A 24673-nucleotide genomic window follows, 5' to 3' on the forward strand; every position below is an offset into this window, starting at 1 on the left:
CGGACACCCGGCGTCCGGCCCAGGGCGTGGGTCGACGTCCCGGCCCGGCCGCGGCGGGGCCTCGCGACACGCCCTAGCGCTCCGCCTGGGCGGCGATCACCTCGCGGGCGAGCTGGCGGTAGTTGCGCGCGCCCGAGGAGGCGGGGTCGAGGGTGGTGATCGGCGCACCGGCCACGGTGGACTCGGGGAACTTCACCGTCTTGGTGATGACCGTCTGGTAGACCTTGTCGCCGAACGCCTCCACCACCCGCTGGAGCACCTGCCGGCAGTGGGTGGTGCGGCTGTCGTACATGGTGGCGAGGATGCCCTCGAGCTCCAGGTCGAAGTTGAGGCGCTCGCGCACCTTGTCGATGGTGTCCAGGAGCAACGCCACACCGCGGAGGCTGAAGAACTCGCACTCCAGCGGGATGAGCACCCCGTGGGCGACGGTCAGCGCGTTGATCGCCAGCAGGCCCAGGGAGGGCTGGCAGTCGATCAGGATGAAGTCGTACTCCTTGCGGACGGTCTTGAGCACCCGGGCCAGGGCCATCTCCCGGGCGACCTCGTTGACCAGCTGGATCTCGGCCGCGGAGAGGTCGATGTTGGCCGGGAGCAGGTGCAGCCCGGCCACGTCGGTCTTGATGAGCACGTCCTCGGCGGTGACGTCGTCCTGCATCAGCAGGTTGTAGACCGACAGGTCCAGGTTGTGCGGGTTGACGCCGAGGCCCACCGAGAGGGCGCCCTGCGGGTCGAAGTCGACCAGCAGCACCTTGCGGCCGTACTCGGCCAGCGCCGCGCCCAGGTTGATGGTCGTCGTCGTCTTGCCGACGCCGCCCTTCTGGTTGGCCATCGCGATGATCCGCGCCGGGCCGTGCCGGTCGGTCGGCATCGGCTCGGGGATCGGCTTGCGCATCGTGTACGCGGCCGGATCGGCCGGGCCGAGATCCGCGCCGAGCGTGGCCTGCTGCTCACGGAGCTCCGACGTCCAGGTCTCGGCACGGTCACCGTTGCCTGCCATGTCCTCGTTGCCCCCTCCCGACGACCACCCGGCGTCGGAGTCGACCGACGTCCCTTTCGCGGCGCCGCCGCGCACCCTGCGTCCGCGTCGCCCCGCCAGGTCCGCGCCGAACCCGACTCTACGCCACCGGCGAGCAGGGCGTTCGGCACCGGTACGGCGTGTCGGCGGGCGGGCTGCTACCCCCGGGCCCTCGGGTGGGCCGTCGCGTACACCTCACGCAGCCGCTCGACGGTGACCAGGGTGTAGACCTGCGTGGTGGTCACCGAGGCGTGGCCGAGCAGTTCCTGCACCACCCGGACGTCCGCCCCGCCGTCGAGCAGGTGGGTGGCGTACGAGTGGCGCAGCGTGTGCGGGGAGACCGCCCCCGGCCCGTCGACGGGCAGCCCGGCCCGCTGGGCGGCCCGCCGCAGGATCGTCCACGCCCCCTGCCGGGACAGTGACCCGCCCCGGGCGTTGAGGAACACCGTCGGGGTGCCCCGGCCCGCGGCGGCCAGCGCGGGCCGCGCCCGGACCAGGTACGCGCGCAGCGCCTCCACGGCGTACCCGCCGATCGGGACGAGCCGGCTCCGGCCGCCCTTGCCGCGCAGCAGCACCGCCCCCTCGGCGGCGTCGACGTCGTCCACGGCGGCGCCCACCGCCTCGGAGATGCGCGCGCCGGTGCCGTACAGGAACTCCAGCAGCGCCCGGTCGCGCAGCGCGAGGGGCGCGCCCGCGCCGGTGGCGGTGACCGGGCCGGCCGTCTCCAGCAGCCGGACCACGTCGTCGACCGGCAGCGCGCGCGGCAGCCGGCGCGGCGGCGTGGGCGGGCGGACGTCGCGGCTCGGGTCCACGCCGGCCAGGCCCTCCCGCAGCGCGAAGCGGTGCAGGCCGCGGACGGCGCTGGCCGCCCGCGCGGCGGACGAGGCGGCGAGCGGCGGGTGCCCGTCGTCGCCGGCGCGCAACCGGGCGAGGTGGGCCTCCACCTGACCGGGGCCGACCGCCGCCAGGTCGGTCACCCCCGCCGACGCCAGGGTGCCGAGATAGCGGTCGAGGTCCCGGCGGTACGAGGCGAGGGTGTTCGCCGACAGTCCACGCTCGACCGTGAGGTGATCGAGGTAGCCACGGACGGCACGGCGCAGGGCCGGCCCGGGCTCCACGCCCGTGCCGGCCCCGTCCTGCGTGGTCAGGCTGTCGCCCCTCAGGCCAGCACCTCGGCCAGCGGCAGGGTGGCCATGCCGTGCGCCTCCGCGACCGGACCGTAGACGACCTGGCCGGCGTGGGTGTTGAGACCCAGGGCGAGCGCCGCGTCGCGGCGCAGCGCCTCCCGCCAGCCGTGGTTGGCCAGCTCCAGGGCGTACGGCAGGGTGACGTTGGTCAGCGCGTACGTGCTGGTGTGCGGGACCGCGCCCGGCATGTTCGCCACGCAGTAGAAGATCGACTCGTGGACCTGGTAGGTCGGGTCCGCGTGCGTGGTGGGGCGCGAGTCCTCGAAGCAGCCGCCCTGGTCGATGGAGATGTCGACCAGCACGCTGCCCGGCTTCATCCGGGAGACCATCTCGTTGGAGATCAGGGTCGGGGCCTTCGCGCCGGGCACCAGCACCGCGCCGATGACCAGGTCCGCGTCGAGCACGGCCCGCTCGACCTCGTACGCGTTGGAGGCGACCGTCTGCAGGTGGCCCCGGTAGATGGCGTCGGCCTGACGCAGCCGGGCGACGTTCTTGTCGAGCAGCAGCACCTCGGCCTGGAGGCCGAGCGCGATGGCGGCGGCGTTCATGCCGGACACGCCGGCGCCGATCACGACGGTCTTCGCCGCGTACACGCCGGAGACGCCGCCCATGAGGATGCCGCGCCCACCGCCCTGCCGCTGCATGTGGTACGCGCCGACCTGCGGGGCGAGCCGGCCGGCCACCTCGGACATCGGGGCGAGCAGGGGCAGCGACCGGTCGGGCAGCTCGACCGTCTCGTACGCGATGCCGGTGACCTTGCGGTCGATGAGCGCGTCGGTGCACTCCTTGGAGGCGGCCAGGTGCAGGTAGGTGAAGAGCACCTGCCCCTCGCGCATCCGGTGGTACTCCTCGGCGACCGGCTCCTTGACCTTGAGCACCAGCTCGGCGGTGTCCCACACCTCGTCCGCGGTGGGAAGGATCTTGGCGCCGGCGGTGGCGAAGTCGTCGTCGCTGATGCTGGACCCGACGCCGGCACCCGACTCGACGAAGACCTGGTGACCGGCGCGCACGAACTCGTTGACGCCCGCCGGCGTGATCGCCACGCGGTACTCGTGGTTCTTGACCTCGCGTGGGATTCCGACCTTCACGATGCAGACACCTTCCTCCGGGGCTGCCGCCCCGACTGCTCGGCGCCACGACGGCCCCATTGCCGCCGCGGTCCACCGGTCCCGCCGGCGGCAGTCTAGGCGCGCCGTCGTCCGTGGGGAGCCAGCACAGTGACATGCGGTGACCGCTCCCCCTGACGAAGTGTCAGGCGCCGGCCCGGCCGGCGGTCGGCGACCGCCTCGGCCGTCAGGACGGTGTTCTCCATTATCGTCCCACCCGGCGTGTCCCGCCGGGGACAGCAGGCATGTGGATCACCGTCGTGTCGGTCAACGGGTGGCACCGGCGCGCAGGGCCGGCCCCGCGCGACCGACCCGACCCGGACGACGAGGGGCCGCGCGGTTCGCCGCGCGGCCCCTTCTCGCGTACGCCCCTCAGCGTGGCAGCGGTGCGTCCGCCCGGCGCAGCGCCGACCAGCCCACGTCGCGGGCCCGCGCGGCGGCGAGCAGCCCGGCGACCGCCGAGGCGTTGGTGATCTCGCCGTTCAGCACCATGCCGACCGCCTCGTCCAGGCCGATCCGCACCACCTGGAGGTCGGCCTCCTCCTCGCGGCGGTCGTGCCGCTGCTCGGCCGGCACGTCGGCGAGGTCGCGGGCCAGGAAGACCCGGACCAGCTCGTTGGTGAACCCCGGCGAGCTGTGCAGGTCGACCAGGACGTCCAGCCGCCCCGCGCTGAGGTCGGCCTCCTCGGCCAGCTCCCGCCCGGCGGTGACGGCCGGATCCTCGCCCGAGACGTCCATCAGCCCGGCCGGCAGCTCCCACAGGTGCCGGCCGACCGCGTGCCGGTACTGCCGGATCAGCACCACCTGCCCGGCGCCGTCCAACGCCACCACGGCCACCGCCCCGACGTGCCGGACATGGTCGCGGACGGCGGTGCCGCCGCCGGGCATGGTCACCTCGTCGCTGACCACCTCGAAGATCCGGCCCCGGTAACGCTCGGTACGCGACCGCAGCTCGTACCGGTGCTCGACGGCACTCACACCGCCGCCCTGCGGGTAAGGAAGGGCCCCCTGTTAACGCCTCCGGTAGAGGAAGGGTCCCCTCTTAACACTCGCCCGCGCCGCCCGCTCACGACTTCGCCGCCGCCTTCGTCGCCGTGCCGCCGTTGCGGGCGGCCTTCGCCGCCGCCGCCGCGCCGTCCAGGTCGACCGGGAGCTGGTCGGCCTCCGAGTACGCGATGGCCGCCTTCACGAACGACGCGAACAGCGGGTGCGGCCGGGTCGGCCGGCTCTTCAGCTCCGGGTGCGCCTGGGTGGCCACGAAGAACGGGTGCAGGTCGCGGTCCAGCTCGATGAACTCGACCAGCCGGCCGTCCGGCGAGGTGCCGGAGATGTGCAGGCCCGCCTTGGTCAGCGCGTCGCGGTAGGCGTTGTTCACCTCGTACCGGTGCCGGTGCCGCTCGCTGACCTGCGTGCTGCCGTACGCCTCGGCGACCAGGGAGCCGTCGGCGAGCGCCGCCGGGTACGCCCCGAGCCGCATGGTGCCGCCCAGGTCGCCCTTGCCGGCGACGATGTCCTCCTGGTCGGCCATCGTGGCGATGACCGGGTGGGCGGCGTCCTCGTCGAACTCCAGCGAGTTGGCGCCGTCCAGGCCGGCGAGGTGGCGGGCCACGTCGATGGTCATGCACTGCAGGCCGAGGCAGAGGCCGAGCAGCGGGATGCCGTTCTCGCGGGCGTACCGGGCGGTGCCGATCTTGCCCTCGATGCCACGCACGCCGAACCCGCCCGGGATCACGATCCCGTCCACGCCGGCCAGGGCGTTCGCGGCGCCCGCCGCGCTGACGCACTCGTCGCTCGGCACCCAGCGCAGGTGCACCCGGGCCCGGTGGCCGAAGCCGGCGGCCCGGATCGCCTCGCTGACCGACAGGTACGCGTCGGGCAGGTCCACGTACTTGCCGACCAGCGCCACGGTCACCGTGTGCCGCGGCTGGTGCACCCGCTCCAGCAGGTCGTCCCAGCTCGACCAGTCCACGTCCCGGAACGACAGGCCCAGCCGGCGCACCACGTACGCGTCGAGACCCTCGCGGTGCAGCACCTTGGGGATGTCGTAGATGCTCGGGGCGTCCGGGGCGGCGGTGACCGCCTCCAGGTCCACGTCGCAGTAGAGCGACAGCTTCTGCTTCACCTTGTCCGGGATGTCGCGGTCGCAGCGGAGCACCAGCGCGTCCGGCTGGATGCCGATGCTGCGCAGCTGCGCGACCGAGTGCTGGGTCGGCTTCGTCTTCAGCTCGCCCGACGGCGCCAGGTACGGCACCAGCGACACGTGCAGGTAGAAGCAGTTGTCCCGGCCCAGGTCGTGGCGGACCTGCCGGATCGCCTCCAGGAACGGCAGCGACTCGATGTCGCCGACGGTGCCGCCGACCTCGGTGATGACGACGTCGGGCACCTGCCCGCCGGCGTCCGGGTCGGCCATGCCGAGGATGCGCGACTTGATCTCGTTGGTGATGTGCGGGATGACCTGGACGGTGTCGCCCAGGTACTCGCCACGCCGTTCCTTCGCGATCACGTCCGAGTAGATCTGACCGGTGGTGACGTTCGCCTTGCCGGACAGGTCCCGGTCGAGGAACCGCTCGTAGTGGCCGACGTCGAGGTCGGTTTCGGCGCCGTCCTCGGTGACGAAGACCTCGCCGTGCTGGAACGGGTTCATCGTGCCGGGGTCGACGTTGAGGTAGGGGTCGAGCTTCTGCATGACCACGCGCAGGCCGCGCGCGGTGAGCAGGTTGCCGAGGCTGGAGGCGGTGAGGCCCTTACCCAGCGAGGAGGCCACGCCCCCGGTGACGAAGATGTGCCTGGTCGTCCGTGCTGAAGGGGCCAAGGCCTGCTCCCGTGTCGTCCGTCGCGGTCGTGCAGACCGCCGTGCCGATCAACCAAGTGATCACGCGATCCACGGGATTCCACGGTAACACCTCGCCGGCCGCCGGGCCCGGGCGCACCCGCGTCGAGCGCCGGGTGTCGCCCGCCGGTCAGCCGGTCGTGACCTCGCTCGATGCCCGCGCGGTCGGGATCCGCCCGCCGGTTTCCGGGGCGGCACCGGCCGACCCGCCGGCGTCCGCGCCCCCGGTCGCCGGGCCCGTCCCGGCCCCGCCCCGGGCGTCGGCGTCCCGGGCCTCGGTCCGGTGACCGGCCGCCGGGCCGCCACCGGTGGGCGCGCCGTCCCGCCGCGGGCCGCCGCTTCCCGGGCCGTCACCGGGATCGGCCGGGCCGGCGCCGCCCCCGGCCGGACCGCCGTCGCGGGCGGTCTCCGGCCTCGTCCGGTCGGTGGAGTGGTCGAGCACCCGCAGCGAGGCCAGCGCCGCCATCGGCACCACCAGCGCGGCGGCCGCACCGGCCACGTCGAGCGCCGACCCGCCCAGCACCCCGCCGATCACCGCCGCCACCGCGGTGCCGGCCATCGCCGCCCGCACCGCCGGGTAGATGCCGAAGAGCCGCATCAGGCCACCCCACGGCTGCAACAGGGCGAACCAGACCAGCAGGGCGCCGGCCACCGCGAGCACCGTCAGCGGGCTGTCGACCAGCGTCTCGACGTTGGCGGCGCCGGACCGGTGGACGGTGAGCCCGCCGGTGCCGTCGCCGATCGCGGCGAGGAACCGGCCGAGGCTGCCGCGCTCGGCGACCGGACGACGTACGTCCACGACGGCGACGCCGATGGTCAGGGCCAGCCCCGCCATCGCCGCCCACGCGAGCCGGCTCAGCGTCAACCAACCGCCGGCGCTGATCGCCGCGGCGACGCTCACCCCGGCGGTCAGCGCGACCGCGCCGATCGAGTCCGCCCCGAGGTACGGGCTGCCGACCAGCACCACGGCGGGAGCGCCGACCGCCACCACCACCATCGGCCGCCAGGACCGGCGGACCCGCTGGGCGAGGCAGCCGCCGGTGAGCAGCGCGCCGGCCAGCAGCACGCCGAGCCCCACCGTGCCCAGGCCCGCGTACCGGCCGCCCTCGAGGGCCGAGTAGCCCACCACCGCGTTGAGTTGGAGGCGGGCACCGGTCAGCACGTCCGCGCCGACGGTGAGGGTGGCGAGACCGGCGACCGCGCCCAGCGGGCCGAGAGTGCTCGCGTACCCGGGCAGCGACCGCACCAGCACCGTCGCCGCGACCACCAGCGAGACGGTGGCGGCGGCGAACCACACCCCGGCGTGGTCGCCACGCCACCAGGGAACCAGGTCGGCCAGCAGCGCCGCGGGTACGGCGAGAGCGGCGCCGACGAGCAGCAGTTCCACCGCCGCCACGACCCGCCGGGACACCGGCTCCGGGCCGTACGGGCCGGCGTGCCGGCGGGCCCGGCGCAGCAGCGGCAGCACCGCCACCCCGAGCGCCACCTGGGCGGCGGCGAGGAGGCCGAAGAACCAGCCGGCCACCTCACGCTGGGCGGCGGCCTCCCGGTCGGCGTCGGCCGGACCGGCGATCGCGGCGGCGAGGTCGGCGGGCCGGCCGCCCAGCGGCTCGGCCGGCCGGCCGAGGAACGGCCGCTCGGGCAGCGGCCGGCCCAGCGCGGTCAGCGCGGTCGGGGCGAGGTCGACCAGTTGCAGGTACCCCTCCCGGGCAGTGGTCGGGGAGGTCAGCCAGCCCCGTTCCCAGCCCGGGCCGTGCGCGACGGCGACGTGCAGCCGGGACGGCGCCTCGGTGTCCGACACCCCGGCGACGATCACCAGGGAGCGGGGTGGGCGGGCCGCCAGCACCCGGGCGAGCCGCGTGTCGGCGGCGCGGGCCGCCGCGGCCCGGGTCGCCGGGTCGTCGCCGGCGACCGTGCCGGCGTCGACGATGCTGAGCACGCACGAGCGCAGCAGGCCGGACGGGTCGGCCGGCAGCTCCGGCGCGTACCGGTCCACCCGCCCGAACGGCCGCGCCGCGGCCACCGCCGCGCCCGGACCGACCGCCACCGAGCAGCGCACGGACTCGGACAGGGAGCCGGGGACCGCCCCCCACGGCAGCCGCTCCTGGTTGTGCAGGACCACGCTCTCCTGGTCGGGCAGGTTCGCGCCGATGCCGTCCGGCCGCTCCACGACGACGTCCGTGGCGGGGCAGGCGCCGGCGGGCCGGTTGCCGGGCCACGCCGCGAAGCTGCCCGCCCCGAGGGTCAGCCAGCCGTCCACCGGGCAGGTCGGCCGGTGCGCCGAACGCGCCGACAGCGAGCCGATCGAGCCGTCGCGGGCCATCCGCCACAGGGTCGGCGTGGTCTCCGGGTCGACGTCGTCCCAGCGCAGCCCGGCCACCCCGACCAGGACCACGTAGTCGGCGGTGCGCTCCGGTGTGCGGTTGGCCGGGCGGGCGGCCAGGGCGGCGACACCGAGCGCCACGACGAGGAGGGTCAGCAGGACCGGGGCGAGTCGGCGCAGCATCACCGGCGTCCCGTCGACGGGGCGTCGGCGTCGGGGGCCGTCGGGCCGGCCGCGTCCGAGGTCAGCTCGGCGTAGAGCGCGGTGAGCTGGCCGAGGGTCTCCGTCTCGGTGGGCCAGGTCGCCGCGCGGGCGGCACCGAGCCGGCCCAGCTCGGCCCGGCGCGGGGCGTCGTCCAGCAGGCCGCGCACGGCGTCGTCGATCGCGTCGACGTCGCCCGGCGGCACCAGCACGGCGGCGTCGCCGACCAGCTCCGGCAGGCCGCCGACCGCCGTGGCCACCAGTGGTACGCCGGCCCGCATCGCCTCCTGCGCGAACAGCTGCCGGGCCTCCCAGTCGCTGGTCACCAGGGCGAGGTCGGCCCCGGCGAGCAGGTCGGCCACGTCGGTGCGGTGCCCGAGCAGGGTGACCGGTGCCCGGGCGGCGGAGATCCGGGCGGCCAGTTGCAGGTAGGCGGGGCCGCTGCCGGCGATCACCACCGCCGGCGCCGGCGTCCGCGTACGCCACCGCGCGGCGGCGTCCACCAGCACGTCGTACCGCTTCTGCGGGTGCAGTCGACCGACCGAGAGGATCAGCGGCTGGTCACGGCCGACGCCGAACTCGGCGCGGACCGCCTCGCGGCGGCGTCGCGGCGCGGGCAGCGTCGGCGCGGCCACCTGCGCGAGCCGGGCGTCCGGCGCGCCCAGCCCGGTGGCGCGCTCGACCAGGTCGGCGGAGGCGCCGAGGCTGACCCGGGCTCCCCGGGCGACGACCCGCTCGGCCAGCCGCGACACGCTCCCCCGCAGCCCGCCGACGAGCACGGCGTTGTGCCAGGTGACCACCAGCGGAACCGCGGGCCGGGCGAGGACGGCCACCAGCCCGGCGCGCAGCCCGTGGGCGTGCAGCACGTCGACCGGGTCGGTGGCGAGGGCCCGGCGCAGCGCCGCCACCGCGCGCGCGTCGGCGGGCGTGGGGCTGGCCGAGATCTCCACCGCCTGGAAGCGGGCGCCGACGCCGGTGAAGCCGAACTGTTCCTCGGTCGCCGCGGGGCCGCAGACGAGCACCGAGGTGCCCGTCGCGGTGAGGCCGGCGGCCAGCGAACGGACGTGCTGCCCGACACCACCGGTGCTGGAGGCGAGCAGCAGGGCGACCGTGCCGCGCCAGCCGGCGCGTGAGGTCGGTTCCGTCACCGGGACACCGTCTCCTTCCCGTCGCCCCGCTCCGGGGGGACCCCGTCCTGCTGCGTCCCGCCGTCCGGGGCCTCGTTCGCCCCCCGGCGGGCCCGCCCGAGGCGCCGCAGCACCCCGGCGAGCAGCGGTCGTACGTCCGGCCGGTCCAGCGTCCAGGCCACCGCGAGGAACACGGCGCCGACCAGGACACCGGACAGCATGCCCTGTACGAGTGCCGCCGGTGCGCCCGGGGTGCCGTCCCCGACGGCGGCGAGCCACCGGGACACCGCCCATCCCGCGAGGGCGGCCAGCACCGCGCCGGCCGACCCGGCCACCGCCGCCCGGGCGAAGCCGGCGAGCGCCGCGGCGCCGGCCGTCCGCCGGACCGCGACGACCAGGAGGGCACCCAGCACCAGCATGCCCGCAGAGTTGGCGAGAGTGACCGCCGGCACCCGGTCGGCGACCGGGAACACCGCGGCGAGCAGCACGGCCGCCGGCGGCACCACGAGCCAGCCGACGCTGATGGCGGCGGTGGCCGGTCGGGTGGCGCCGTGGGCGTAGAGCGCGCGGGAGAGCACCGCGAAGAGGCCGTAACCCACGAGCCCGGGGGCGAAGCCGACGATGGCCGCCGCGGTGACCTCCGGGTCGAGCGGGAAGAAGTGGCCGACCGGCACCGCGGTGCCGACCAGGGTCGCCGCCCCGAGGCAGCTGAGCAGCAGGACACCCCGGGTGGTGTCCGCGACCGTGCGCCGGTACCGCCGTTCCTCGCCGCCAGCCGCGGCCGCCGCGAGGGCCGGGTACGCGGCGGTGGCCAGCGGCACCGCGAGGACGGCCCACGGCAGCAGGTACATGGTCTGGGCCAGGTTGAACACCTGCGGCGAGCCGGTCGGGCCGCCGGAGACCCGGTTGAGCATCACGACCAGGGCGACCTGCTGGGCCGTGACGGTCACGGCACCGGCCACGGCCAACCCGCCGATGCGGGCCCGGGCGTCGGCGGGAAACGCGAAGCCGGGGCGCAGGCGCAGCCGTAGGCGGCGCAGGGGGATGAGCAGGGAGAGCGACAGCGCCACCACACCGAGCGTGGTCCCGGCGGACAGGATCAGCTCACCGCCCGGGCTGACCCGCGCCACGCTCACGGCGCGCCCCTCGGCGGCACCGAACGTCAGGTAGACGCCGATCACGGTGACGCTGGACAGCAGCGGCGCGATGACCGGCCAGGCGAACCGGCGGTGCGCCTGGAGCACCCCGGTCAGCACGATGCCGATGCCGTAGAGCGGCAACTGCGGCGCGAAGACCCGCAGCATCCGCGCGCCGGCCGCCAGTTCCGCCTCGGACCGCCCCTCGCTGATGAGCGCGACGATCGGGTCGGCGAGGAGCGCCACCACCACCGCCAGCGGCACGAGGAGGGTGACGGTCCAGGTGAGCAGGGCACCGGTCGTGGCGGTCACGGCCCGCCGGTCGCCGGCGGCGACCGCTCCGGCGAGCAGGGGCACCACCAGGCTGGCGAGGGCGCCACCGGCCACGATCTCGAAGACGATGTTCGGGACGGTGTTGGCGATCACGTACATGCCGCCCAGGTCGCTCTCCTGCACGACCCAGGTGAAGACCGCGGTGCGGCCGAAGCCGGCGAGCCGGCTCACCACCGTGAGGGCGGCGATCAGCGCGGCCGCTCCGGCGACGCGGCCGGCGCCGGCGAGGGGTGCCGGAGTCGTCACGTCAGTCGGCGCGACGGCCCAGCGCGTCCAGCTCGCGCAGCCCGGGGGTCCGCTGGATGACCTGGGTGAAGCTGACCTTCTCGCTGGCGGCGGTGAGCCCGGCGAGGACGGCGAGCAACCCGGCCCGGCCGACCGGCCCGGTGCGGGCGGCGAGCGTGACGCCGAGCAGGGCACCCAGCGCGTTGGCGCCGCTGTCGCCGAGCATCACGTCCTCGCCCAGGTCGGCGGGGAGCAGGCCGGCGGCGGCGCCGACCCCGCCGGCGGCGATTCCGCCCTGCGGCCCCGGCAGCAGCGGGGCGCCGACCAGCAGCCCCGACTTCAGTGCCCGGCCCGGCCGCAGGTCGAGCAGGTTGAGCAGGTTGGCGGTGCCGGCGATGACGCCCGCGCCGAGCAGCACGTCGACGCCGCGCCCCACCGCGCCCTGCCGCTGGCGGCGCCGGTGCCGGGCGACCGTCGGGTCGGCGGCGAGCAGCGCGGCGGCGCCGAGCCCGGCCGCCCCCACGCCGACGATCTTGACCAGGCCGGCGGTGACCCGCCCCTCGCGCAGCGCGGCGAGGTGCCCGGCGAAGCCCTTGGCGGCCTTCTGCTCGGGCCGGGCCCCGACCACGTCGTCGTAGAGGCCCACCGCCCCGGCGCCCAGCCCGGCGACCAGGGCCGCCCCGCCCGCCGCGCCGCCGGCGGCGCCGAACGCGCCGGCCGCCGCGGCGCCGGCGGCGAGCGCCGGGCCGGCGGCCAGGGTGACCGTGCGGCCGCGGAAGTTCGTCCGCTCCAGCGCCGGGCCGGCCGGGGAGGTACGCACCTCGCGCAGCGCGTACCGGGCGACTGCCGCGCCGGCGCCGGCGACGAGGATCCGACCGAGCAGCCTCACGCCGTCACCTCGCTCCGCTCGGCGATCGCGCGGGACGCCCGCCTGCCGTGCCTGACGGTTCGCTCGGCACGCTCGCTCACGCCGCCCCCCTCTCGGACGGGGGTGGACGGACCGGACACCGGGGTGGATGCGTCGCTCACTGGGGCAGTCTAGGCAGCAGGGAGGTGGCGTTGTCGCCGACGCCGTACTGCCCGGCCTTCTTCTCGGTGAGCTGCTGCACCAGCGCGAGCGCGGTGACCAGTTGGCCCTGGACGGTGTTCGCGTTGTCGACCGAGGAGATCGACTCGGCCAGCACGGCGTCACCCCGGACGAACGCCACCAGGTTTCCCCCGGCCGAGCCGTTGCCGGCCACGACGATCGCGCCGGTCCGGTCGAACTGCTCGGCGACCTTGACCACCGACTCGTCCTTCTTCGCCGAGTCCTTGTCGACGTACGGCTGGCCGCTGACCACGACGACCGCCTCGGCGGAGGCGGTGACCCGCTCGGAGGTGGTGAGGTAGTTCGCGTTCGTGTACGCGGCCAGCACCGCCCGCCGGTCGGCCTCGCTGACCGGTGTCGCGCCGGGCGCCCGGTCGAGCAGCACGGTGGCCAGCAGGGCGCTGGAGGTCTCCACGCCGTGCCCGTTGCCGGGCAGGTTGGCGGTGGGGGCGCTGGTGGGCCGGGCGGCGGTGACGGCCAGCTCCAGCAGGTCGTTGTTGTTGTCCGGGTTGATGAACTTGTCCTGCAGGTCGATGCGGCCGGTCACGTCGGCCCCGCCGAGCTGGAGCATCTTGATCACACCCTCGGTGTGGTCGCGCCCGGTGGGCAGGCTGAGCACCAGCACCCGCTTGCCGCTGAGCTTGCCCGGCAGGACCACCCCGGCGATCTCGGCCGCGAAGTCCTCCTCCCGGGCCAGCTCCTCCTCCATGTTGTTGACCGCCTGGCGCATGAGCTGGTTGTCCTTGCGCAGCCCGTTGACGGTCTCCTTCAGGGAGTCGGCCACCGGGCCGTTCAGCGCGGCGGTGCCGACCACCAGGCCGATCGCGAGCGCCAGGAAGACCGCGGTCAGGGACACCACGTGGTACCGGAAGTTGATCACACCTGCAGCCTCTTGTCGGTGGAGCGGCGTCAGAAGAGCCGTTCCAGCTGGAACACAAAATTGTTCCACCACTCGGAGACCACGCCCAGGTACGCCTTGCCGACGGTGGAGACCGCCACGGCCGAGGCCATCGCGGCGATCGCGGAGAGCACCAGCAGCAGCAGGGAGGACCCGGAGATGCTCTGCCGGTAGAGCCGGCTCACGCCCTTGGCGTCGACCAGCTTGCCGCCGACCTTCAGACGGGTGAGGAACGTCGACGCCATGCCGCCCCGGCCCTTGTCGAGGAACTCGACGAGCGTGGCGTGCGTGCCGACGGCCACCAGCAGCGAGGCGCCCTTCTCGTCGGCGAGCAGCATCGCCAGATCCTCGCTGGTGGCGGCGGCGGGAAAGGTGACCGCCGGCACACCGAGGCCGTTGACCCGGGCCAGCCCCGGCGCCCGCCCGTCCGGGTACGCGTGCACGATCACCTCGGCGCCGCAGCGCAGCACGTCGTCGGTGACCGAGTCCATGTCGCCGATGATCATGTCCGGCGTGTAGCCGGCCTCGACCAGCGCGTCCGCCCCGCCGTCCACGCCGATGAGCACCGGCTTGAACTCCCGGATGTACGGGCGCAGCACGTCCAGGTCGGCCTTGTAGTCGTAGCCACGGACCACGATGAGGCAGTGCCGCCCCTGGATCTCGGTGCGGATGTCCGGCACGCCGACGCCGTCGAGGAGCAGGTCCCGCTCCTGCTTCAGGTAGTCCATGGTGTTGGCGGCGAACGCCTCCAACTGGACCGAGAGCCCCTCCCGGGCGTCGGCCATGGCCTTCGCCACGGACTCCGCGTCCTGGAGGGCGCCGTGCGCCACCGGCTCCTCGCCGACGTAGACGGTGTTGCCCTCGATCCGGACGGTGTCGCCCTCGCGGATCTGCTCGAAGACGCCCTCCCCCAGGTCGTCCAGGAGCGGGATGCCGGCGCTGATCAGCACCTCCGGCCCCAGGTTGGGGTAGCGACCGGACACCGACGGCTTGGCGTTGAGCACGGCGGCGACACCGACCGCGACGAGTGAGTCGGCGGCGACCCGGTCCAGGTCGACGTGGTCGATGACCGCGATGTCACCGGGGCGGAGCCGCCCGACCAGGCGTTTGGTCCGGCGGTCGAGGCGCGCGGTGCCGACGATCCGGCCCGGCTCCGCGGGCCGCGTCCGGCGCAACGTGGGTAGACGCATCGTGACCATCCTGGCATGTGAGGCAGGCATCTCCGGCGCGACATGCCTGAGCAGGGCCGCCTGTCCAGGGAAGCACACTACGGCGCAGGTCGGTGTGCCTGTGGTCACAATCCGCCCGGCGCTACCCCCGCCGCTCCCGCGCCGCCACGGCCAGCAGCTCCTCCGCGTGCGCGATACCCAGATCGGAATCGGGCAAACCCGCGAGCATCCGGGCCAGCTCGCGGGCACGCTCCGTGTCCTCCACGACGCGGACCCCGCTCGTGGTGACCGCGCCGCCGGTGTCCTTCGCCACCACCAGGTGCCGGTCGGCGAACGCGGCGACCTGCGGCAGGTGGGTGACCACCAGCACCTGGTGACTGCGGGCCAGCCGGGCCAGCCGCCGGCCGATCTCGACCGCCGCCCGGCCGCCGACCCCGGCGTCCACCTCGTCGAAGACCAGCGTGGGCGGCCCGCCCGAGCCGGCGAAGACCACCTCGATGGCGAGCATCACCCGGGACAGCTCGCCGCCGGAGGCGCCCCGCTGCAACGGCAGCGACGGCGCGCCCGGGTGGGCGAGCAGCCGCAACTCCACCTCGTCGCCGCCGTCCGGCCCGACGCCGACCTCGACGCCGTTGACCGGCAGGCTCGGCTCGGACCGCCCAGCCGGGCGGGGCAGCACGACCACCTCGACGCGCGCATGCGGCATGGCCAGGCCGGCCAGCTCCTCGGTGACCTGCGCGGCGAACCGCCCCGCCGCCTCCTGTCGGGACGCCGACACCCGGCCCGCCAGGTCGGCGACCTCACCGGCCAGCCGGGACGCCTCCCGGTCCAGCTCGTCGAGCAGGTCGTCGGAGGTGTCCAGGTCGGACAGCCGCGTCCGGGCCCGCTCCGCCCAGGCGATCACCCCGTCGACGTCGTCGGCGTACTTGCGGGTGAGCGCGCGCAGCGCCGCCCGCCGCTCGTAGACCACCTGCAACCGCGCCGGGTCGGCGTCCAGCCCCGCCAGGTACGCCGACAGCTCGGCGGAGACGTCCGCGACCAGGGTCGCCGCCTCCTCCAGCCGCGTCGCCAACTCCCCGAGCGCGGGGTCGGTTCCGGCCTGCGCCTCCAGGGTGCGGCGGGCGGTGCCGAGCAGGGTGGTCGCATCCGGGGTGTCGTCGGCGGCCTCCACGCCGCCGGCCACGCAGTGCTGGGCGAGCTGCGCCGCCGTACGCAGGCCCTCGGCGTGCTCCAGGCGCTGCGCCTCCGCCTTCAGCTCGTCGTCCTCCCCCGGCTGCGGGTCGACCCGGGTGATCTCGTCCAGGCCGAGGCGCAGCAGGTCGGCCTCCTGGTTGCGCTCACGCGCGTTGCGCCGCCGGTCGGCCAGGTCGTCGACCACCGACCGCCACCGGGTGTACGCCTCACGCAACGCGTCGAGCAGCTTCTCGTGCTCGGCGCCGGCGAACCGGTCCAGCGCGGCGCGCTGCTCGCCCGGGCGCAGCAGCCTCAGCTGGTCGGACTGGCCGTGCACGGCGAGCACCTGCTCGCCCACCTCGGCGAGCATCGACACCGGCATGCTGCGGCCACCCAGATGGGCGCGGGAGCGCCCCTCCACCGTCACCGTGCGGCTGAGCAGCACCGAGCCGTCCTCGTCCGGCTCGCCGCCGGCGTCGGTGATCCGGGCGTGCACGGTGTCGGCGACCTTGCCGGCCAGCCGCAGCCGGCCCTCGACCGCCGCGCGGCCGGGGTCGGCCCGGACCCGGCCGGCGTCGGCCCGCCCGCCGAAGAGCAGACCGAGACCGGTCACCACCATCGTCTTGCCCGCGCCGGTCTCGCCGGTGATGACGTTCATGCCGCCGGTCAGCGGCAGCGTCGTGTCCTCGATGACGCCCAGCCCGGTGATGCGCAGCTCTTCCAGCACAGCACCCGACAGTAGACGCGGGCCCCGACAGTTGACCAGCCGGCGACACCGGGTGAGAGCCCGGCGGGCGGGGTCGTACAGTTCTGCCCCGTGCTGGACGTGATCGGTCTGACCCCGGACGAGGAGCAGCTCTACCGCTGTCTCGTCCAGCTCACCACCGCCCGGGTGGGCGAGCTGGTCGAACGGCTGCGCCGGCCACGCGCCGAGGTCCTCGCGCAGCTCGACGCGCTGCGCGACAAGGGCCTGGTGCTGCCGACCGGGCCGCAGCCGGACGCGCCGCTGCGGCCGCTGGCGCCGGACGTACCGCTCGGCGAGGCGCTGCTGCGCCGGCAGGAGGCCCTGGAGTCGGCCCGCGCCGCGGTCACCCAACTGACCGAGGAGTACCGGGCCGGGATGCGGCGGCACGACGCCGACCACCTGGTGGAGGTGGTCACCGGCGCCCGGGTGCTTCGCGAGCGGCTGCGCGACCTGCAGAACAACGCCCGGGTCGAGGTGCTCTGGTTCTGCCGGGCGAACCCCATCGCGATGCCGGGCCAGGAGAACACCGAGGAGTTCGACGCCCTGGCCCGCGGCGTCCGCTACCGGGCCATCTACGAACGGGCGATGCTCCTCGAACCGGGCGGGCTGGAGGACATCGAGCGGGGCGTACGCGCCGGCGAGCACGCCCGCGTCCTCGACCGGCTCCCGGTCCGGCTGGCCATCGTGGACGGACGGACGGCGATCTGTCCCCTGGTGCCGGAGCGCGGCGACGGCGAGCCGACCGCCGCGGTCATCGGCCGCAGTCAACTCCTCGACGCCCTGCTCGCCCTCTTCGAGAGCCACTGGCTCATGGCGACGCCACTCAACTCGTCCACCCCGGCGCCGCCGTCCGGAGCGGACGGCTACCGGCCGGGGGCCGACGAGGCACGGCTGCTGTCGCTCTTCGTGGCCGGCGTGCCCGACAAGTCCATCGCGTCCCAGCTCGGCGTGAGCCGCCGTACCGTGCAGCGGCGGCTCGCCGACCTGATGGCGGTCGCCGGGGTGGACACCCGTCCCGGACTGGCCTTCCAGGCCGCCCGGCTGGGCTGGATCTGATCCTTCCGGCATCCCGTCACCGGCCGCGCCGCCGCCGGCCCGCCACCCGAAGGCGTGCCGACGGCGGCCCCGGCCGCGGCCCGGCCCGGTCGCCCACCACTGCTGGCGGGCAGCCGGGCGGGCCGCCGGGGACGTCCGCGCGGTCAGGGGGGATCGACCCGCGCGGACGCCGGCTCAGCGCAGCCCGTACGCGTCGATCACGGTCTGGTCGACGACGTTGCCGGCGCGGTCGGCGGCGTGCACCCGCAGCGACACCGCTCCCTTGCCGGCGGGCAGCTGCGCGGTGTACCGGGTGCCGGAGCCGCGCACCGGCACCGACCGCCACGTCGCGCCGGAGTCGAACGACACCTCCACCCGCAGGCTGGTGCCCTTCGGGGCGGGTACGCCGGCCGGCTGGCGCAGCGTCAGGCCGAGCTTGTGCCCGTGCCGGCCGGACACCTCGCCACGCAGATCTGCCGGGACCTGGTAGTCGACCTGGAGCAGCGGCAGCGGCTGCGCGGCGTCACCGGTCGGGCGGGCCGAGGTGAACTCCCAGGCCGTCTCGGTCCGGGTGGCCCAGCGCCACTCCTCCGAGGAGCGCCGCGTGGTCAGGTCGAGCCGGTAGCGAGCCGGTCCCGCGGTGGTCGCCACCGGCGTCCAGCCGCCGGAGAGGTCGGCGACCGGCCGCCCGTCCCGGCTGAGCCGGCGCTCGACGGTGTCCTGCTCCTCGCCGAACCCGGCCGGGCTGTAGTGGCCGTCGGCGTCGACGAACTCGGCCACCCGCAGGTCCAGCGTGTCTCCGGTACGCGCCGGCACCGGCAACCCGCCGCCGGCCGGCACCGCCGGGCGCACCACCGGAGCGTGCCAGGTCTCGGTGATCCGGTCATCGGCGGCGTACCGCCGGGGCTGCTGGCTGGCGCCCCCGGTCAGCCGGCCCCAGGACCAGGGGAGCCGGTGCAGCACCCGCTGCTGCCACCAGTTGTCCCCGGCGCTGACGAACTCCTGCCGCGTGGTGCCGGTACGCACCAGCCGCTTCTCGTCCATCCAGGAGTACTGCTGCCAGGGCCGCCAGCCGAACCGCTGCTCGCCGGCCCAGTCGAACCCGCCGGTGTCGGCGTAGCGGGCGGTCACCTCGGCGGTGTTGTCCGCGGTCACCCGGTGCACGACGCGATCCGGGACCCGCCCCTTCGACACCTGCCACACGTCGTACAGGTAGGGGCTGTTCGGGGTCAGCGTCAGGTCCAGCGTCACGCGTCCGGCCTTCGCCGCCGCGATCATCCGCTGCCCGTCGTCGTAGGCGACCACCATCGACGGAATCGGAAGGCGGTCCCCGTCGGGAGCCCAGACCGTCCACGCGCTCCAATCCGCCGGGCGGACGATGAGCACCATCGCGGCGCCCGCCGCGGCGGCATCGGCGACCAGCTGATCCTCCGCAACGTGTGCGGGGTCACCGGCGACCAGCGCGGCCGCACCTCGGACCCCGGCTCGGGACAGCTCGGCGGCGCTGCCGTCGCCCGCCCACACCAGCGGCAGCTTCCGCCGGCCGTCCGGAGCCGGCGACTGGTGCAGCAGGTTGATGTCCAGCGGACCGGAGACGTTGCTGACCTCGGCGTCCACCAGGGGGGCGACCAACTGCCACCGCGAGGAGAACTCGAACTGGCCCTGCCGCACCGCCCGGGTCGGCGTGACGTTCACCTGCTGTACCGTGCTGAACGTCATCACGCCGTGGTCGACCTGCCGGCCGTTGCCGAAGACCCGGTGCTCGTAGAAGCTGATCACCGCCCGCTGCTCGGTCGGCTTCGGCGTCTCGATCCGCACCGGGGTGCCCTTGCGCGGGTCGAGCACCACGGTCATGTCCCGGTCGACCATCAGCTCCGGGTCGGTGACCAACGTGACCTGCTCGTCCAGTGGAGCGCCGTGCTCGATCAGCCCCTCGAGCAGGTACGGGCCCTCCTCGATCTGCACCTGCCACTCCATCCCGGGGAAGAGGAAGAAGAGCCGGTCGGACTCGGGGTGCTCGCCGAACAGGGTCACCACGGGTGCCGCGCCGGGCTGCCCCTGCATGTCCAGCGCCTTCACGGTGACGACGTGCTGCGGGCCGCTGAGGGTGAGCCCGACGGCGGTACGCACCGTGACGCCGTCCGCGCCGGTGGCCACCAGCCAGCCGCCGTGCGGGCCGCGGTCCAGCTTCGCCGGGTCGGCGCGTAGCGGCACGGCCACGCTGCCGCCGGCCGGCACGGTCACCTCGGCCGAACCGACGGTGGCCCCGTCCGGCTCGGCCGCGCCGCTGTCCAGGTTGCGCAGGTCGAGGGCCAGCCGCAGGGTCTGCGGTGCCGTGGTGCCGTTGGTGTAGGTCACCGTCCGCTCCACCGCCGCGCCTCCGGAGACCACCCGGGCGAAGTCGGCGGTGGCCGAGCCGTACACCCGCTGGCCGAGCGCCCGGGCCACGTCGACCCGGCCGCCGCCCTGCTCGAAGACGGTCAGCTCCGGGTTCGCCTTCGTCGTGCTGACCAGCGCGTCCTTGAGCTTGCCGGCGGTCCAGTCGGGGTGCTCCTGGGCGAGGATCGCGGCCGCGCCGGCGATGTGCGGGGTCGCCATCGAGGTACCGGACGCCCGGGTGTAGGCGTCGTCCACCGGCGTCCCCATGGCGGTACCAGTGGCCCGGGCGGCAACGATGCCGACGCCCGGCGCGGTGATCTCCGGCTTCAGGCCGTTGTCGCCGAGCCGCGGCCCACGGCTGGAGAAGTCCGCCAGGTTGTCGTCGCGGTCAACCGCACCGACGGTCAGCGCGGCGGCGGCCGCGCCCGGCGCGCCGACGCTGCGCGGCGCGCCCTCGTTGCCGGCGGCCACCACGAACAGCGCGCCGGTCTCGGCGGTCAGATCGTTGAGCGCCTGGCTCATCGGGTCGGTGCCGTCGGTCGCGGAGCCACCGAGGCTCATGTTGACGACCTTCGCGCCGGAGCGGGCGGCCCACTCCATGCCCGCGATGATCCCCGAGGCGTAGCCGCTGCCCCCGTCGTCGAGCACCTTGCCGACCAGCAGGCGGGCACCGGGGGCGACGCCCTTGCGCAGTCCCTCCGAGGCGGCGCCGCTGCCGGCGATGGTGGCGGCGACGTGGGTGCCGTGGCCGTGCCCGTCCCGAGGGCTGCCGCTGCCGGAGAAGTCCTGCGCGTCGGCGATCCGGCCGGCCAGATCGGGGTGGGCAGCGTCGACGCCGGTGTCGAGCACCGCCACCGTGACGCCGCTGCCGTCCCGACCGGCCGCCCAGGCCGCCGGGGTGCCGATCTGCGCCACGCTGTGCTCCAGCGCCGGGCGGACCCGCTCGTCCAGCCAGACGCGGGCGATCCCGCCGCCGAGCCGGGGCGTGCCGGCAGCGGTCCGAGCCTCCGGCGTGCCGCGCAGGGTGGTCCACAGGCCGCCGAGGTCGCCCTTGCCGACGCGCAGCGCGGCGCCGTTGATGCTCTCCAGCGGCCGGGCGTCGGTGGCACCCGTGAGCGGCCGAACCCGGCCGGCGGCGTTCTCCTGGTAGCGCACGATCAACGGCAGGGCGCCCTGCGCCGCGTCGCCGTACCCGTCGGCGAGCAGTTCCTGCACGTCGAACAGATCGGGATCGAGGGTGCCGGCGGAGACGTACGGCACGACGTCGCTCGGCAGCACCCGCAGCCCACCGTCGGCCTCGATCGTGTGGAAGGTGATCCGCTCCCGGCCGGGGCCGGGGCGGACGGTCGCGGCGACCCGGCCGGGTGCGGCCGGGACGAGGTCCACCTGGTCGCCGGTGATAAGGGTGATCCGGGCGGGGGTGGTGCCCGGGGTGGTCGTGCCCGGGCTCGGGCCGGTGGGCCGGGCGGGCGGGTCGGCGGACGCCGGTGCGGCGAGGCCGACCACCAGCGCCCCGGCCGCGCCGGCGGTGAGCCAGCGTGGGGGCCAGTGCATGCGATGCGCTCCTCTACTCCAGGGCCGGTCTCCGGGAGATCGACCGCTCGGAGTCTGCGACGGAGCGCGTGGGGTGGTCACTAGGTGCGGCACGCCGCACCGGCGACATGTCGCCAGGTGGACATCCCGCGGCTGCCCACCGGACCACAGGTGTCCGGCGGGTTACCACCGGTTGCGCCGCGCCCGCTACCGGGCGCGAACACCGACGGCGGCCGGGCGAAGCCCCGGGAGGACGCGTCAGCGGCGGGCCGGAGTGCCGGCAGGAAGCGTCAGCGGCGGTTGCCCCGCCAGCCGTGCACCGGCAGGTCGAACTTGGCCACCAGCCGGTCGGTGAACGGCCGGGCCTTCAGCCGCACGATCCGCACCGGCAGGCCGCCCCGGCGCACCGTCACCCGCGCGCCCGGCGGCAGGTCGTAGACCCGCCGCCCGTCGCAGCACAGCACGGCCAGGGTGGTGAACGGGTCGACGGTGATGACGAACGTGGAGGTGGGCGCGGTCACCAGCGGCCGGCTGAACAGCGCGTGCGCGCTGATCGGCACCAGCAGCAGGGCCTCGACCTCCGGCCAGACCACCGGGCCGCCGCCGGAGAACGCGTACGCCGTCGAGCCGGTGGGCGTGGCGCAGACGACGCCGTCGCAGCCGTACCGGGACAGCGGCCGCCCGTCGACGTCGACGAGGAGTTCGAGCATCTGGGCCCGCTCCCCCTTCTCGACGCTGATCTCGTTGAGCGCCCAGGACTCGATCGTCGGGCCGCCGTCGAACTCGGCGGTCACGTCCAGCGTCAGCCGTTCGTCCACCGTGTAGTTGCGGCCGACGACGTCGCGGACCGCGGAGTCGAGGTCGTCGATCTCGGCCTCGGCGAGGAAACCGACCTTGCCCAGGTTGATGCCGAGCAGCGGAACCTTCGCCGGCCGGGCCAGTTCGGCCGCCCGCAGGAAGGTGCCGTCCCCGCCGAGCGCGAAGACGATCTCGGCGCCCTCGGCGGCCTCCGGGCCGGTCACCGGCACGACGCCGGGCAGGTCCAAGTCGTCGGCCTCCTCGGCGACCACCCGGACGACGAAGCCGGCCGCGATGAGGTCGGCGGCGACCGCCCGGGCGTGCTCGGTGCTGCGCCGGCGCCCGGTGTGCGTCACCAGCAGTGCGGTCCGGCTCACCGCGCCGGCCGTCCCGTCGGCACCACGCGGTCGGCGTTTCCGCGCGCCACGGGGCTCGCCTGCTCGCTCACCCGGCCACCTCCTCCGTCGCCGTGTCCGGCAGGTCGCCGGACGCCGGGCCCCCCGGCCCGGCCGTCACCACGGCACGCACCCGCTCCGGATCGGCGGTGGGCGCGCCCCGGCGTAACCATACGAAGAACTCGACGTTGCCGCTCGGCCCCGGCAGTGGACTGGCGCACACGTCGGCGAGGCCGAGACCGAGGCCCGCCGCCGCGGCGGCCACGTCCAGCACCGCCTCGACCCGCAGTTCCGGCTCGCGGACGACGCCACCGGCGCCGACCCGATCCTTGCCGACCTCGAACTGCGGCTTGACCATGAGCGCGAGGTCGCCGTCGGGCCGGGTGCAGGCGGCGAGCGCCGGCAGCACCAGCCGCAGGGAGATGAAGGACAGGTCGGCGACGGTCAGGTCGACCGGCCCGCCGATCGCCTCCGGGGTGAGCGTACGGACGTTGGTGCGCTCGAACACGTGAACCCGTTGGTCGGTACGGAGCGACCAGGCGAGCTGCCCGTACCCGACGTCGACGGCCGCCACCTCGGCCGCCCGGGCGCGCAGCAGCACGTCGGTGAAGCCGCCCGTGGAGGCGCCCGCGTCGAGGCAGCGCCGGCCGGCCACGGTCAGCCCGCCGGTACCGAAGGCCGTCAGGGCGCCGGCGAGCTTGTGCCCGCCGCGGGAGACGTACTCCGAGCCCGGATCCGCACCGGTGACCAGCAGCGGGTCGGCGGGGTCGACCATCGCGGCGGGCTTGCGGGCCGGCACCCCGCGCAGCTGGACCCGGCCGGCCTCCACCAGCGCGGCGGCCTGCTCGCGCGAGCGGGCCAGGCCGCGGCGGACGAGTTCGGCGTCCAGCCGTGTACGACGTGCCATCGGTGGTTCTCCGGCTCCTCAGGACTGGTCGATGCTGGCGAGGGTCTCCCGCAGCGTCTCGTAGGCCGCCTCGTACTGCGCGATCTGGTCGGCCGGCGGAAGCCCGGCGGCGTTGACCATCGCCTGCACGGCGGCGTCGACGGCCGGGTGCCGTACCTCCTCGTCGTCCCCGACGGGCACGGCGGGCGGCCCGGGACGGGGCCCGGGCCGGTGGCCGGCGGGCGGTCCGGGCCGCGGGCCCGGCTGCGGTCCGCCGCCGCCCGGTCGACCCCCCAGGGGTACGCCGGACGCCGACGCACCGGGCGGCGGGCCGGGGCGGGCCGGGCCGGTCACGACCGGCTCCCGGGGCGGCGGGTGACGGGGGCGCCGTTCATGCCGCACCGCCCGGCTGCTGCCTGCGCGGTGCCTTCTTCGCCGGTTGCGGGGCGGGCGGCTCGCCGGTGGGCGTCAGGTCGGCGGACGGCCGGGTGGCCACCGCCTTCTTCGCCACCGCCTTCTTCGCCACCGCCTTCTTCGCCACCGCCTTCTTGGCCACGGCCTTCTTCGCGACAGCCTTCTTGGCCATGATCTCCCTCGCCGGGGCCGGCCCGTGCGCCGCGTCCCTGCCGGGGGTGGCGGGCGTCGTGGTGGGCGCGGCGGCCGAGGGCGGCGTGGCGGGCTCGGCGGCACCGGGTGCCGCCCCCTCGGCCGGTCCACCGGCGGCCGGCGCGACCGGGCCTGGACCGCCGACGGCGGCGCCCGTGCCGGCGGCCGTGGCGACCGGGCCGGTACGGGCCTCGCGGAGCTGCCGTTCCAGCTCGTGCACGCGGCGGGTCAGCTCGGCCACCTCGTCGGCGGTGGCGAGCCCGACGGCCCCGAGCGCCCGGTCCACCTCGAACCGGACCAGCTTGGTCAACGCCTCCCGGTTGGCCGCGCTGGTCGACATCAGCTCCTCGGCGAGCGCCTGCAGCTGGGTGGCCGTCGCGCCGCCCGTGCCGACGAGCCGGCGGACCGCCTCCTGTGCCTTCTTCCGGGGCGCCTCCGTCAGGCCCATGGCCAGCTCGAGGTAGGCGCGCCACGCGTCCTGCATGC

General features: G+C 75.5%; 18 protein-coding genes. 1 reads left to right on the forward strand and 17 read right to left on the reverse strand.

Features of this window, described 5'->3' with window-relative positions; genetic code table 11:
* Positions 1-73: 73 nt before the first annotated feature.
* From GKC29_RS22150 to recN, 12 genes are all read right to left on the reverse strand, one after another.
* Complete coding sequence (locus GKC29_RS22150) at positions 74-997, reverse strand: ParA family protein (protein WP_155332644.1); 924 nt, start codon at positions 995-997, stop codon at positions 74-76.
* Between the two features lie 176 nt (positions 998-1173).
* Entirely contained in the window at positions 1174-2163 is a 990-nt protein-coding gene (locus GKC29_RS22155) for a site-specific tyrosine recombinase XerD (RefSeq protein ID WP_196255942.1), read from the reverse strand.
* An 11-nt stretch (positions 2164-2174) separates the two neighbouring features.
* Positions 2175-3290 carry an alanine dehydrogenase gene (ald, locus tag GKC29_RS22160; RefSeq protein WP_155332646.1) on the reverse strand — a complete coding sequence of 372 codons (1116 nt, stop codon included), beginning with the start codon at positions 3288-3290 and terminating at the stop codon, positions 2175-2177.
* Between the two features lie 390 nt (positions 3291-3680).
* Complete coding sequence (locus GKC29_RS22165) at positions 3681-4286, reverse strand: NUDIX hydrolase (RefSeq protein WP_155332647.1); 606 nt, start codon at positions 4284-4286, stop codon at positions 3681-3683.
* Between the two features lie 88 nt (positions 4287-4374).
* The gene (locus tag GKC29_RS22170; RefSeq protein WP_155332648.1) at positions 4375-6120 is read right to left on the reverse strand and encodes a CTP synthase; all 1746 of its coding nucleotides are present in this window, start codon (positions 6118-6120) and stop codon (positions 4375-4377) included.
* Positions 6121-6268: 148 nt separating this feature from the next.
* Complete coding sequence (locus GKC29_RS22175; RefSeq protein WP_155332649.1) at positions 6269-8644, reverse strand: hypothetical protein; 2376 nt, start codon at positions 8642-8644, stop codon at positions 6269-6271.
* Positions 8644-9810: a glycosyltransferase family 4 protein gene (locus tag GKC29_RS22180; protein WP_155332650.1), complete on the reverse strand. Its 1167-nt coding sequence runs from the start codon at positions 9808-9810 to the stop codon at positions 8644-8646. Before GKC29_RS22180 ends, GKC29_RS22175 begins: the two co-directional genes overlap by 1 nt.
* Complete coding sequence (gene murJ, locus GKC29_RS22185) at positions 9807-11504, reverse strand: murein biosynthesis integral membrane protein MurJ (protein WP_155332651.1); 1698 nt, start codon at positions 11502-11504, stop codon at positions 9807-9809. Before murJ ends, GKC29_RS22180 begins: the two co-directional genes overlap by 4 nt.
* 1 nt (position 11505) lies before the next feature.
* On the reverse strand, positions 11506-12372 hold the full coding sequence (locus tag GKC29_RS22190; protein WP_155332652.1) for a hypothetical protein: 867 nt from the start codon (positions 12370-12372) through the stop codon (positions 11506-11508).
* Between the two features lie 136 nt (positions 12373-12508).
* A complete protein-coding gene (locus tag GKC29_RS22195; RefSeq protein ID WP_155332653.1) occupies positions 12509-13450 on the reverse strand; it encodes a copper transporter in 942 nt (313 codons plus the stop codon).
* 29 nt (positions 13451-13479) lie between these two features.
* Complete coding sequence (gene steA / locus GKC29_RS22200) at positions 13480-14658, reverse strand: putative cytokinetic ring protein SteA (RefSeq protein ID WP_155332654.1); 1179 nt, start codon at positions 14656-14658, stop codon at positions 13480-13482.
* Between the two features lie 121 nt (positions 14659-14779).
* Positions 14780-16537 (reverse strand): DNA repair protein RecN, encoded by a 1758-nt coding sequence (recN, locus tag GKC29_RS22205; protein ID WP_155332655.1) that lies wholly within the window; start codon positions 16535-16537, stop codon positions 14780-14782.
* 90 nt (positions 16538-16627) lie between these two features.
* On the opposite strand from recN, the gene GKC29_RS22210 reads away from it, so the two are divergent.
* A complete protein-coding gene (locus GKC29_RS22210) occupies positions 16628-17611 on the forward strand; it encodes a helix-turn-helix domain-containing protein (protein ID WP_155332656.1) in 984 nt (327 codons plus the stop codon).
* 174 nt (positions 17612-17785) lie between these two features.
* Here the strand turns inward: GKC29_RS22210 and GKC29_RS22215 are convergent, their stop codons facing one another.
* The 5 genes from GKC29_RS22215 to GKC29_RS22235 all read right to left on the reverse strand — a co-directional run bounded on the left by GKC29_RS22215 (position 17786) and on the right by GKC29_RS22235 (position 24671).
* The gene (locus GKC29_RS22215) at positions 17786-21523 is read right to left on the reverse strand and encodes a S8 family serine peptidase (protein WP_155332657.1); all 3738 of its coding nucleotides are present in this window, start codon (positions 21521-21523) and stop codon (positions 17786-17788) included.
* A 269-nt stretch (positions 21524-21792) separates the two neighbouring features.
* On the reverse strand, positions 21793-22677 hold the full coding sequence (locus tag GKC29_RS22220) for an NAD kinase (protein ID WP_155332658.1): 885 nt from the start codon (positions 22675-22677) through the stop codon (positions 21793-21795).
* Positions 22678-22744: 67 nt separating this feature from the next.
* Entirely contained in the window at positions 22745-23602 is an 858-nt protein-coding gene (locus tag GKC29_RS22225) for a TlyA family RNA methyltransferase (RefSeq protein WP_155332659.1), read from the reverse strand.
* Positions 23603-23620: 18 nt separating this feature from the next.
* Entirely contained in the window at positions 23621-23782 is a 162-nt protein-coding gene (locus GKC29_RS22230; protein ID WP_155332660.1) for a hypothetical protein, read from the reverse strand.
* 190 nt (positions 23783-23972) lie between these two features.
* Positions 23973-24671, reverse strand: coding sequence for a phasin family protein (locus GKC29_RS22235; RefSeq protein WP_155332661.1), 699 nt, complete (start codon positions 24669-24671; stop codon positions 23973-23975).
* Positions 24672-24673: the final 2 nt, after the last annotated feature.

It is taken from the genome of Micromonospora sp. WMMC415 (assembly GCF_009707425.1).
Lineage (GTDB): Bacteria > Actinomycetota > Actinomycetes > Mycobacteriales > Micromonosporaceae > Micromonospora.